This is a genomic window from Hymenobacter sp. BT491, from assembly GCF_014349165.1.
GTDB lineage: Bacteria > Bacteroidota > Bacteroidia > Cytophagales > Hymenobacteraceae > Hymenobacter > Hymenobacter jejuensis.
In genome coordinates this window covers 1,342,885-1,354,861 of the sequence record NZ_JACSJJ010000002.1, presented here as the reverse complement: position 1 = coordinate 1,354,861, position 11,977 = coordinate 1,342,885, and the positions used below count along the sequence as shown (strand labels likewise).

Sequence of the window (11,977 nt, the reverse complement as noted above, 5' to 3'; positions counted from 1 at the left end):
GGCGAGCTGCTGCAACTCAAGCAGAACCTGAACCAGATGGTGGACTCGCTCAACCTGTTTGCCGGCGAGGTAACCCGCGTGGCCCTCGAAGTGGGTACGGAAGGCAAACTCGGCGGCCAAGCTTTGGTACCCAACGTGAGCGGGGTCTGGAAAGACCTGACGGACAACGTAAACAACATGGCCTCGAACCTGACGAGTCAGGTGCGGGACATTGCCAACGTGGCGACGGCGGTTGCCAAAGGCGACTTGTCGCAGAAAATCACCGTCGATGTAAAAGGCGAGCTGCTGCAACTCAAGCAGAACCTGAACCAGATGGTGGACTCGCTCAACCTGTTTGCCGGCGAGGTAACCCGCGTAGCGCAGGAGGTAGGCACCGAAGGCCGCTTGGGCGGCCAGGCCTCCGTGCCGAATGTGGCCGGCGTTTGGAAGGAACTTACTGATAATGTGAACTATATGGCCTCAAACCTGACCAGTCAGGTGCGGGACATTGCCAACGTGGCCACTGCCGTAGCCCGGGGTGATTTGAGCCAAAAGATTACGGTGGACGTGAAGGGGGAACTGCTGCAACTCAAGCAGAACCTGAACCAGATGGTGGATTCGCTGAATCTGTTCGCCGGCGAGGTAACCCGCGTGGCCCTCGAAGTGGGTACGGAAGGCAAACTCGGCGGCCAGGCCTCCGTACCGAATGTCGCGGGTGTGTGGAAGGAGTTGACCGACAATGTAAACAACATGGCCTCGAACCTGACGAGTCAGGTGCGGGACATTGCCAACGTGGCCACCGCCGTAGCTCGCGGCGACTTGAGCCAGAAGATGACGGTAAACGTGAAGGGCGAAATCCTGGAACTCAAGAATATCTTGAACCAGATGGTGGACTCGCTCAACATCTTCGGCGACGAAGTAACCCGCGTGGCCCGCGAAGTGGGTACGGAAGGAAAGTTGGGTGGCCAAGCCAACGTGCCTCGTGTTGGTGGTACTTGGAAAGAATTGACGGACAACGTGAACACGATGGCCTCGAACCTGACTTCTCAGGTACGAGACATTGCCAACGTGGCCACCGCCGTAGCCAAAGGCGACCTAACCCAAAAAATCACGGTCGATGTAAAAGGCGAGCTGCTGGATCTGAAGAATATTCTGAACCAGATGGTGGACTCGCTCAACATCTTTGCCGGCGAAGTAACCCGCGTGGCCCGTGAAGTGGGTACCGAGGGTATTCTGGGTGGCCAGGCCAACGTGCCAAGCGTTAGCGGTACCTGGAAAGACTTGACGGACAACGTGAACACGATGGCCTCGAACCTGACCAGTCAGGTGCGGGACATTGCCAACGTGGCCACCGCCGTAGCTCGGGGTGACTTGAGCCAGAAAATCACAGTTAATGTGCGCGGCGAGCTGTTGCAGCTGAAGGAAAACCTGAACCAAATGGTGGACTCGCTCAATACTTTCGGCGACGAAGTAACCCGCGTGGCCCGCGAAGTGGGTACGGAAGGAAAGCTGGGTGGCCAAGCCAACGTGCCCAACGTGCGCGGCACTTGGAAAGACCTGACGGACAACGTGAACACGATGGCCGCCTCACTGACTTCTCAGGTGCGGGACATTGCCAACGTAACCACTGCGGTAGCTCGCGGCGACTTGAGTCAGAAAGTTTCGGTTGATGTGAAAGGCGAATTACTCGACCTGAAAGACAACATCAACCGCATGGTGGACTCGCTCAACATCTTTGCCGGCGAGGTAACCCGCGTAGCGCAGGAAGTAGGCACGGAAGGCCGCTTGGGCGGTCAGGCCAACGTGCCGAATGTAAACGGCGTGTGGAAGGATTTGACCGACAACGTAAACACGATGGCGGCAAATCTGACAACCCAAGTACGTGGCATTATCCGCGTTGTAACCAGCGTATCGCAAGGTGACTTGACTCAGAAGCTGACGCTAGATGCCAAGGGCGAAGTAGCAGAGCTGGCGGACACGATCAACCGCATGGTGGACGACCTGAATCGCTTGGCGCTCGAAGTAAGCCGCGTAGCCAAAGTAGCTGGGGTTGAAGGCAAGCTGACCGAACGCGCCACTGTAGGCGGCGTGAGCGGATCTTGGAAAGAAATCGTTGATACGCTTAATGCGCTGATCGAATCCATTGCCTCGCCAGTACTAGAGGTAAGCCGCGTGGTACGAGCCATCTCAGAAGGTGATCTGACGCAACGCGTTGGTATTCAGACGGCTGGTGATATCGAGGCCATGTCAAATGCCTTGAACCTGGCCGTTGAAAACCTCAACGAATTGCTCGGCGAAATCAACGAATCGTCGCAGATTGTGGGCGAGTCGTCGGAGGAAATGGCGTCGAAAGGCCAAGAGATGAGCCGCGTAACGGTTGACGTAGCTTTGGCAATGCAGCAAATGGCAGAAGGTGCTCAGAATCAAGCACTTAAAACTGACCAGGCATTCAAGCTGATCGAAGAGATCATGCAGGCAACGAAGGAGACCGCTGGCAAAGCCGACATCGTAAACAAATCAGCTATCCTGGGTGAGCAAACGTCGCAGCTGGGTTTGAAAACGGTAGCCGAAGTGGTGAAGAACATGGAAGAAATTTCCAATGCGGCTTCGCAGACTTCTAAAACTATTGAAGTACTCAGCACCCGTTCGCAGGAAATCAGCAAGTCGTTGAGCGTTATCACCGACATCGCTTCGCAAACCAACTTGCTGGCTCTAAACGCCGCCATTGAAGCAGCCCGAGCCGGAGAAGCAGGTCGAGGCTTTGCGGTAGTAGCCGAAGAGATTCGCAAATTGGCGGAAGGCTCGCGCAAGTCGGCTAGTGAGATTGCCACGCTGGTAGAAGACGTTCGCAAAGACACTACTTCCGCCGCAACCGCTATCTCGACGATGGAAGGCCGTGTATTGAAAGGCAAAAACGCCACGTTTGAAGCTTCCAGCGCCTTCAAAAACATTGCGACCAGCAGCGGCGAAACGCTCCGTACCTCCCGCGACATTCTTACCGCTACAGAGGTACAGAAAGCCAGTATCGGTGACGTGGTGAAATACGTGGAAGAAGTGGTAGCCATTGCCGAGCAGACGGCGTCGGGCACGCAGCAGGTGGCCAGCACAGCCAAGCAACTTTCGTCGTCGATGCAGGAACTGACCACTTCCAGCCAGAACCTCACAGATATCGCTGATGACCTGCAGGTTGGGTTGTCAGCCTTCCAGCTGCTCGAAGAAATTGAGCCAGAGCCGGAGCCTGAACCTGTTCGTCGGGGCCTGCGTCGGTTAGTTGCCCCCGCCCCGGCACCGAGCACCAACGGAACGCATCACCAAGCGATGGACCGCCTGACGCGGAAAGTTGCTGCGCTGATGACGCCTGCTGCCTCCATGAAGCGCAAAGGCGAACCGGAACCCGCTGCCAAACCTGCTGCTTCACGTCGGGAGCGGAACCGGACAATGAGATTGGGTGCTGCAGAAGCGGCAATTCAACAAAATGGCAAAAGCGCAGCCTCTGAACCGAAGAAGCCCAATGGGCGGCGCAAGGCAGCTGATACCGCGGCCAATAAGCCCGAAACCGACCAGGCAACTGCCAAAGCGAGTCGCTCGAAGGCAAAAGTTAAGTAATTGACAATTAAATAGTTAGCAAAGTGCTGCTGATGCATGTGTATGCATCGGCAGTTACTTGCTTTTACCATCTTTTGCACGGCTGATAAAGTGGTGACTGACGAGAAAAAAACTTCCAAACCCGACGCTCTTCTGCAACTGATCGTGTTCCGATTGGGCGAAGAAGAATACGGCATTCGCATTGAGCAGGTAAAGGAAGTGACGATTACTCCGGAAGTAGCTCGGATGCCCAAAACGCCTGCTTTTGTAAAAGGCATTGCCAATTTGCGGGGCGACATCATCGCTATCATTGACCTAGAAGAGCGTTTTGCGCTGCGTTCGAAGGGGCAGGAGGTACCTACGGTAAGCTACACGCTTGCAATTGAAGCCAAGGATTATACCATTGGAATTGTGGTGCGGGAAGTGCCGCAACCGCTGACCATTCCGGTTTCTGCGATCGAGAAAGCTCCGGAGTTGATCCAGGACATCAACATCCACGACAAATACATTGAAGGAATTGCTCGGGTCGAAAGCCGGATTATCATTGTGCTGGATATGCTGAAGTTGCTGACGCCCTCAGAAATCATGCAGTTGCAGCCCAAAGGAGAATCTTCGTCTAGCACTGCCCGTACAAAAGCCTGACTTTTGCGTACTCGATCCTAAAGCCTCTTCTTCCTCATTTAGCTCTTCTGCTTACATAGTATGAAAAATCGCATTCTCATCGTGGACGACTCCTTTTACATGCGCACGATGCTTAAAAATATGCTTTCTGATGCTGGCTACGACGTAGTTGGCGAAGCCGCCAACGGTCAGCAAGCAGTAGAAATGGCAATTGACACCAAGCCCGACCTGATTACTCTAGATGTAATTCTGCCCGACAACACAGGCTTGGATGTCCTCAAGAGCATCCGTCAGGAGCAGCCCGATGTGAAAGTTGTAATGTGCAGTGCCGTAGGCCAGGAAGTGATTGTGAATGAGGCACTTGAAAGCGGTGCTACTGCTTACATCGTAAAGCCCTTCTCGGAAGAAAAAGTACTGGAAATCGTAGGGGGCGCGCTTCAGGGTCCTGAGTCGGACCCAGTATAGTTCTCCGTAGTGCTTGTAGCATCTGCCGTATTTCCGGCAGGTGACATGTAGTTAGTCTCCGCAGTCCAGTGCCCCACCTTACTTCTCCTTTCACAATTTTGCTCGGTAACCTGCCCGTGTTTGTGCGGCTGGAGCTTATCAAATTGCTACGCGCACAGACCGATTTACAGGTGACGGGCGTAGCAGGTAATGCGACCGAGTTAGTAACCATGGCCCGGCGCCTGCGGCCGGGACTGGTTGTGATAGGAGAAGAGCAACTTCTGGATCTGGAGCAGTTGGCACGCCAGTATGCCGTGCCGGTTTTGGTATACAGCGCTACCACTTTGCTTGGGGGCGCTTTGCGCGAAGCTGCCCGTTGGCATGTGTACGACGTTATCAAGCCTTTGCTGCCTGCGAACGATCCCGGGTATTCCGATTGGCGACGGGAACTGTTGCGCAAAATTAGGGCTGCCAAGCCTCAACTCATCGCTGCAACTCAGGCCGTGGTAGCGCGTCGGGCTCAGGTAACTGCGCTACCCAATAGCATCGTACTAATTGGAGCTTCCACGGGGGGCTCGGCGGCAGTCGAAGCCTTGATACGTTCTTTTCCCGCTTCGATTTCGTGTGCCGTGATCATTGCGGTGCACCTGCCGGCTCACTTCACGCTTTCATTAGTTGAGCGGCTGAGCAAGGTTACCACGCTGCCGATTGCCGTTGCGCATACGGGCACCCGACTGGAAGCTGGAAAAATACTTGTGGCTCCGGGAGGTTATAACATTACGGTGCGCCCTGTGTCCGACAGCCCTTGGCAAGCGTGGGAAACGGCTCTGACATCTGAATACGTATCCGGCTATGATGAGCCTTCCATCAATTTGCTGATGCAATCTGCAGCCGCAACTGCGGGTCGCAAGGTGCTGGGAGTTGTGCTGACTGGGCTCGGGCAGGATGGCACACTTGGGGCGCTTAGCATCCGGCAGCACGGTGGCACGGTGCTCGCGCAAAACGAAGCTACCTCCGCTGTCTTCGGCATGCCTAAGTCGGTGATCGACGCCGGTTATGCCAATGCCGTGTTACCGCTCTCCGAAATAGCCGAATTTATTCAGCGATTTTCGGCTGCTCTGCGTCTGAAGCGAGCTTTGCCAATTTCTGCTCCTCTACACGCCGCCTAATGAAGACACGGGAGCAGGAATACCGGGAAATTTTTATGGCGGAAGCACTCGAGTATTATGACTCGATGGGCCGCCACATCAGCGAGTTAGAGAAAAACCCTGCGGACGAACGTGCACTTAATGAGCTATTCCGGCTCATGCACAACCTAAAGGCCAATGCACGCGCCATGGGCTACGCCGACATCGGTGAGGTAGCCCACGGCATGGAAACCATTTTTGGCCTCATCCGAAGCAAAGAGCGCGAATTTGCGGGCTCCATCGTGCCGGTATTATTTGCTGGGGTCGATGCGCTGGGCGACATGATCCGGGCGGTTGACGAAAATAACCCGACGCCGAATGTGGAGGCCTTGCAAGCCAACCTCGATCGGCTGGTGCGTGGGGAAGAGCCTGATATTGAGGACGTTGATAACTCCGATGAGAATGCTAACCGCAAGTTAGAGCTGTCGGATCTGGTGTATATCCAGATCAAAAAACTCGACCATCTGATGAATCTGGTGGGTGAGCTGATTATCGACCGGGACCGCATTCTTACTCTTAGCCAGGAAATAGGAAGCCCCGCCCTCCAAACCGCCGCGACTCACCTGTTCCGCATTGCCGACGAGCTACAATACAGCGTTATGGACGCGCGCTTGGTGAACGTTGGATCGCTATTCAATAAATTCCCCCGTGTCGTCCGGGACGTTGCCACGGCAGAGAACAAGGAAATCGAGTTGGTACTGAACGGTCAGGATATTCAAATTGACCGTAACATTCTCCAAATCATCACGGACGCACTGCTTCACTTAGTGCGCAACGCCATCGGACACGGTATTGAGACGCCGGCCGAGCGGCAGAAAGCAGGGAAGCCAGCGCGTGGTAAGCTCACCATCAACGCCCAAACCGAACGTGACGACGTTTTGATTCACGTCTCTGATGACGGCCGCGGCATCAACATAGAAAGCGTACGGCGCAAAGCCGTTGAGCGAGGTTTGACCACTGCTGAGGCCGCTGCTGGCTTAGATGACAATGCGGTGCGAGCTTTTCTTTTCGAGCCTGGATTTTCAATGGCGAAGGAAGTCACCGAGATTTCGGGGCGCGGCGTCGGGCTCGATGTCGTAAAGCTGGCCATCGATTCACTTGGCGGCCAGTTGCGGGTAGATTCGGTATTGGGCCAGGGTACGACTTTCACACTGGTATTGCCCACTTCCATTGCCGTAAAGGGCGCTCTGTTGTTTGAATTGGAAGAACGCAGCTACGCGATTCCGCTCATGCATACCGATTCTGTTGTTTCGCTATGGCCTGACCAACTGCACGTTGTGGGAGGTTTGTTGCTGGCTGAAGTAATGGGGGAGAACGTACCCGTGGTAGATTTGCGCCGCCTGCTACACAACAGCGACGGTCCGTTGCCGCTGGCCAGCCGTGAGGAGCTGAGCGGTCGGCAGGAGATCATCATTGTTAATTATAATAACCGCAAGCTGGGATTGATTGTTGACCGGTTTCTGCGCCAGCAGAACATCGTAATCAAGCCCATGAGCAAGCCATTGGATACCATCGATCTGTTCGGTGGTGTGACGGTGCTGGGCAGCGGACAAGTATGTTTGGTGCTGGATGTCCCGGCCCTAACTCGACTTTTCTTAGCCAAGCGACCATAAAACTCGTATTGCAGAATTCGAGCAAGCACAGCATTTGTACTTGTTCGCCCAACTGATTGATTCATATGGATTTGCACATGACGGAGCTGGAGCGGGACATCATCCGCGAAATTCTGAACATTGGCTTGGCGAGGGCTGCTGATTCCTTCGCCGTCATTGCGCAGGAGAAAGTGCTGCTTGAAGTTCCGAACCTGGATATTGTACCCGGACGAAGCATTCTGGACAGAGTGCACGAATACGAGGGATCGCACGCCATCATTCAGTCCGATATCAAAGGCGAATTCAACGGTACTACGCTCATGTTTTTTTCGGGGCAGCATGTGCAGCGCCTCTCGCGGGTTTGCTTGCGCATGAATGTTCCCGATTCCATCGAAATTGATGCGATGCAGGAATCGTTGTTGCTGGAAATCAGCAACATCATCACCGGCGCTTTGGTAACGCAGCTTGCCAACATCCTCAAGGCCCACATTTACGGCGCGCCGCCGCGGGCACCGCGCGGCAACATCGCCGACTCGCTAAAGAGCCTGATTTTCAATCAGCCCATGGTACAGCCGCTTATTTTCTCGGTAATCACCCAATTTTCTGACAAAGAAAATTCCGTGGAATTGCCCCTGATGCTCTTCTTCGATCGTAATACATTTATCAAAATCCTCGATATCATTCGTACGTACGATTTCTTGGGCGGCCAACCGACTGTCTAAGACAATTTGTATCGATTGAATTGCGGATACGTTGTTTTTTTGTAATCGCGCCTAATGCCTTCTTAATCAAAGCTTTGTGTTTTGATTGTCGGTGTTCGGCGCGATGCCATTTTCTCCCCTCACCAACCTTCTTCGCATGACTTCTTCCTCCGAATCCAGTCTTGAGCAAAAGCTTGCCAATTTCGATCCCAATGCGCTGGGCGATGCCTCGGGCGGCGTGTACGGGTTGCCTTTTACCGTGGACGAAGCCCAGGTAGTAGTAGTGCCAGTGCCGTGGGAAGTCACGGTTTCGTATGGCGCAGGCACGGCAAAGGGGCCGGCGGCCATCCGGGATGCTTCCTTCCAAGTCGATCTCTACGATCCGGACATTCCGGATGCGTGGCGCTTAGGTCTGGCCATGGAAGACGACGACGAAACGTGGGCACACGCCAGTAACGAGCTGCGGCCGCAAGCTGCCAACTACATTGGGTGGCTGGAAGACGGCATGCCGGCCACAAAAGGCGCAACGCTGGGGGCAGTGCCTGCTCAGGTCACGGCGAAGGGAAAGGAATTGCTCGAATGGCTTAAGCAGAAAACCGGGGCTTACCTCGACGCCGGCAAAGGGGTAGTGGTGCTCGGGGGCGACCACAGTACGCCGCTTGGCTACCTGCATGCGCTGGCCGAACGGCACGAGGAGTTTGGTATTTTGCAAATCGACGCGCACTGCGATTTGCGTCCGGCCTACGAAGGCTTCGAGTATTCGCACGCCTCCATCATGTACAACGCTTTGCAACTGCCGCAGGTCAAGAAACTGGTGCAGGTAGGCATTCGCGATCTGTGTCAGCAGGAAGCCGAGTTTGTCGATGAGTCGAAAGGCCGCGTGGTGATGTTCCAAAGCCGATTTCTGCGCGACAGCATGTACGCCGGCAAATCGTGGAAGAAGCAGTGTAACAAAATCATTGCGCAGCTGCCGCCCAAAGTTTATTTAAGCTTCGATATCGACGGCTTAGACCCTAAGCTGTGCCCCGGCACTGGCACGCCCGTTCCCGGCGGACTAGAGTTTGAAGAAGCCCTGTATCTGATTCGCAAAGTGGTGCGGTCGGGCCGCGAGATCATTGGTTGCGACCTCAACGAAGTTGCCCCCGGCGATACCGACTGGAACGGCGTCGTAGGTGCCCGCCTGCTTTATCACCTCTGCAATTGGATGGCCGTGTCGCAAGGCCGCATCGCCGCCCGCGACATCGACATCGCCGAGAAAGAGGAGTAGGGAAGCCCAACACAGCAACGAATTTTGCGTAACGTTGTCCGGCTCGCCACGCGGTGGGCCGGCTTCTTTTTTTCCACCAACCCTTCCTGCACTATGGGCTTTATACTCAAACTGTTGCTAACGGCCATCCTGACGTACCTGCTGGCCAAGTTTTTACCTGGAGCACACCTAGATGGCTTTACGAGCGCTTTGTGGCTGGTGCTGGTACTGGCCATCCTAAACGCCATCGTGAAGCCTATCCTGAAGATCCTGGGTTTCCCGATTACGGTTCTCACGCTGGGGCTTTTCTTGCTGGTAATCAACGCCGTAATCGTGTTGCTGGCCGATTATCTGTTGTCTGGCTTTGCTGTAGACGGCTTCTTATCCGCCTTGATTTTCAGCATTGCGCTCTCTCTTGTGACATCGGTAGTGGATATGCTAATTGATTGATTGACAATCAATTACAACAAAAAGGCCTTCTGCATCAGCAGAAGGCCTTTTTGTTGTATTATAGTTGCATTATAATAGCTTAACTGGATGAACTAGAGGCGTTTAATATGTGCCCCAAGCGCCGCCAACCGCTTGTCAATGAACTGATAACCACGGTCGATTTGCTCCACGTTCTCGATGACGCTGCGGCCATCGGCCGACAGAGCCGCGATCAGCAAGGCAACGCCCGCCCGAATATCCGGCGAAGTCATCGTGATGCCGCGCAGCTTGTTGCGCTGATCCAAGCCGATAACGGTAGCCCGGTGCGGGTCGCAAAGGATAATTTGTGCGCCCATATCGATGAGCTTGTCAACGAAGAACAAACGCGACTCAAACATCTTCTGGTGAATGAGTACCGTGCCTTTGGCCTGCGTAGCTACTACCAGCAGCACGCTCAGCAAATCAGGAGTGAGGCCCGGCCACGTATGGTCGGAGATCGTTAGAATGCTGCCGTCGAGGTAGGTGGCCAGTTCATAATGATCCTGAGCGGGCACGAAAATGTCGTCGCCGCGGAATTCAAGCTCAATGCCCAGCTTGCGGAACGTATCCGGAATCAGGCCCAGCTCCGGGATTTGGCAATCTTTGATCGTGATCTCGGAGCCGGTCATGGCGGCAAGGCCAATGAAGGAGCCAATTTCGATCATATCGGGCAGCATGCGGTGTTCGGTGCCTCCCAATACTTCCACGCCTTCGATGGTCAGCAGGTTCGAGCCGATGCCATTGATTTTGGCGCCCATGCGTACCAGCATCTTGCAAAGCTGCTGCAAATAGGGTTCGCAGGCAGCGTTGTAAATGGTAGTGGTGCCTTGTGCCAGCACGGCGGCCATTACAATGTTTGCGGTGCCCGTCACCGAGGCTTCGTCCAAGAGCATGTACGCGCCCGTCAAGCCGTTTTCAGCGGAAATCTTGTAAAAATCGGTGCCCTCAAGTGTGAGCTTGCCACCAAGTTTTTCAAGGCCCAGGAAGTGGGTGTCCAGAGGCCGACGACCTATTTTATCACCCCCAGGCTTAGGAAGCTGGCATCGGCCAAAGCGCGACAGCATGGGCCCCAGAATCATGACCGACCCACGCAACGCCCGGCCCTGAGCGGCAAACTGTTCAGAATCAAGGTAATCCAGATGAACGTCGTCGGCCTGGAAGCGGTAGGTGTCGGAGGATAATTTGCCAACTTTCACGCCCATGTCGCGCAACAACTCAATGAGTTTGTTGACGTCGCGGATGTCGGGAATGTTGCTGATAGTGACGGGCTCGGAGGTGAGCAACACGGCACATAGGATTTGGAGCGCTTCGTTCTTAGCTCCTTGGGGCACGATCTCGCCCTTCAGCGGTTGCCCACCGATTACTTCAAATGAGGCCATGCGGACTTATTGCGGGGGTTGTTGTGGTTCCTGACGGCCTTTCTTGCCGCCACGGCGTTGTTTGTCGCGACGATTGTTGCCGCCCCCCCGGCGCGGGTCACGGTCATTGCGAGGTTGGGGTACGATAAACGGAGCGGGACGACCCGTAGTGGCAAATTCGAAAAGTCCCTGCGCTTCTACCTGCGCCGGGTCTAGTTCTAGCTTGCCGCCCGAAAGCTCTTTCAGGTGCTTCAGAATCGTGACGTCCTTTGCATTCTCCTTATTATGAGAGCGATACAAAAACTTCATTGTCCGGCCAATGGTAATGGTTGCCTGCTCGCGTTCGGCAGGGTCTTCCAAGGCAATTGCCTGTTCGATCAGTAGCTCCACGGCCCGACCGTACGCCCTGATTTTGGGGCTTTGCTTAGGGTATGCAACTGCTTTGGGTTGCTTTGCCAGCAAGTCGAGGCTGTGCAGGGGAAATGGGCTGTCCACGTCCAAGTCTTCGTCCGACATCACAAACAAGTGATTCCAGACTTTCTGCTGGGCGTCGGGCTGATCGCGCAGGCTCGGATTTAGGCGAAAAATGAGCTGAACAATCTGCTGGGCGCGGCGGGTGCGTTCGGCCTTGTCCTCGATCGTGCGCAGCGTTTGCACCAGTTCGTAGGTGCTTTTGCCGTACTCGCGCAACAGCAATTCGTGCTTATAAGGGGAGGGGAGTGTCATGAGAGGGAAATGGAGGCCGAAAATACAACGGCTATTTAAATTGAGCGGACCAGCCGAGCTTTATCTTCAG

General features: G+C 54.7%; 10 protein-coding genes. 8 read left to right on the top strand and 2 right to left on the bottom strand.

The genetic code is table 11. The features are described 5' to 3' along the window. The 8 genes from H9I52_RS11525 to H9I52_RS11490 form a co-directional block, all read left to right on the top strand. Positions 1 to 3,585 (top strand): HAMP domain-containing protein (locus H9I52_RS11525; protein ID WP_262386019.1); only part of this gene is annotated, 3,585 nt, incomplete at its 5' end. Positions 3,586 to 3,627: 42 nt separating this feature from the next. Then, positions 3,628 to 4,206 (top strand): chemotaxis protein CheW, encoded by a 579-nt coding sequence (locus H9I52_RS11520; protein WP_262386018.1) that lies wholly within the window; start codon positions 3,628 to 3,630, stop codon positions 4,204 to 4,206. A gap of 60 nt (positions 4,207 to 4,266) precedes the next feature. Then, complete coding sequence (locus H9I52_RS11515; RefSeq protein WP_139517554.1) at positions 4,267 to 4,650, top strand: response regulator; 384 nt, start codon at positions 4,267 to 4,269, stop codon at positions 4,648 to 4,650. 68 nt (positions 4,651 to 4,718) lie between these two features. Beyond that, positions 4,719 to 5,798, top strand: a complete 1,080-nt coding sequence (locus H9I52_RS11510) for a chemotaxis protein CheB (protein WP_187453950.1) — start codon at positions 4,719 to 4,721, stop codon at positions 5,796 to 5,798. Further along, positions 5,798 to 7,429 carry a chemotaxis protein CheA gene (locus H9I52_RS11505; protein ID WP_187453949.1) on the top strand — a complete coding sequence of 544 codons (1,632 nt, stop codon included), beginning with the start codon at positions 5,798 to 5,800 and terminating at the stop codon, positions 7,427 to 7,429. Before H9I52_RS11510 ends, H9I52_RS11505 begins: the two co-directional genes overlap by 1 nt. Before the next feature lie 65 nt (positions 7,430 to 7,494). Continuing rightward, positions 7,495 to 8,130: a chemotaxis protein CheC gene (locus H9I52_RS11500; protein WP_262386017.1), complete on the top strand. Its 636-nt coding sequence runs from the start codon at positions 7,495 to 7,497 to the stop codon at positions 8,128 to 8,130. A 136-nt stretch (positions 8,131 to 8,266) separates the two neighbouring features. After that, positions 8,267 to 9,376: an agmatinase family protein gene (locus tag H9I52_RS11495; protein WP_139517551.1), complete on the top strand. Its 1,110-nt coding sequence runs from the start codon at positions 8,267 to 8,269 to the stop codon at positions 9,374 to 9,376. Between the two features lie 93 nt (positions 9,377 to 9,469). After that, on the top strand, positions 9,470 to 9,805 hold the full coding sequence (locus H9I52_RS11490) for a phage holin family protein (protein WP_139517550.1): 336 nt from the start codon (positions 9,470 to 9,472) through the stop codon (positions 9,803 to 9,805). Positions 9,806 to 9,897: 92 nt separating this feature from the next. Here H9I52_RS11490 and murA read toward each other — a convergent pair whose 3' ends face one another. Both murA and H9I52_RS11480 read right to left on the bottom strand, forming a co-directional pair. Then, positions 9,898 to 11,202, bottom strand: a complete 1,305-nt coding sequence (gene murA / locus H9I52_RS11485) for a UDP-N-acetylglucosamine 1-carboxyvinyltransferase (protein ID WP_187453948.1) — start codon at positions 11,200 to 11,202, stop codon at positions 9,898 to 9,900. 6 nt (positions 11,203 to 11,208) lie between these two features. Further along, the gene (locus H9I52_RS11480; RefSeq protein ID WP_187453947.1) at positions 11,209 to 11,907 is read right to left on the bottom strand and encodes a DUF4290 domain-containing protein; all 699 of its coding nucleotides are present in this window, start codon (positions 11,905 to 11,907) and stop codon (positions 11,209 to 11,211) included. Positions 11,908 to 11,977: the final 70 nt, after the last annotated feature.

What these genes read in the sequence shown, in the direction of transcription:
- H9I52_RS11500 (WP_262386017.1), top strand. Translation starts at nt 7,495, where the DNA reads ATGGATTTGCACATGACGGAGCTGGAGCGGGACATCATCCGCGAAATT.
- H9I52_RS11515 (WP_139517554.1), top strand. Translation starts at nt 4,267, where the DNA reads ATGAAAAATCGCATTCTCATCGTGGACGACTCCTTTTACATGCGCACG.
- H9I52_RS11490 (WP_139517550.1), top strand. Translation starts at nt 9,470, where the DNA reads ATGGGCTTTATACTCAAACTGTTGCTAACGGCCATCCTGACGTACCTG.
- H9I52_RS11480 (WP_187453947.1), bottom strand. Translation starts at nt 11,907, where the DNA reads ATGACACTCCCCTCCCCTTATAAGCACGAATTGCTGTTGCGCGAGTAC.
- murA (WP_187453948.1), bottom strand. Translation starts at nt 11,202, where the DNA reads ATGGCCTCATTTGAAGTAATCGGTGGGCAACCGCTGAAGGGCGAGATC.
- H9I52_RS11505 (WP_187453949.1), top strand. Translation starts at nt 5,798, where the DNA reads ATGAAGACACGGGAGCAGGAATACCGGGAAATTTTTATGGCGGAAGCA.
- H9I52_RS11495 (WP_139517551.1), top strand. Translation starts at nt 8,267, where the DNA reads ATGACTTCTTCCTCCGAATCCAGTCTTGAGCAAAAGCTTGCCAATTTC.
- H9I52_RS11520 (WP_262386018.1), top strand. Translation starts at nt 3,628, where the DNA reads ATGCATCGGCAGTTACTTGCTTTTACCATCTTTTGCACGGCTGATAAA.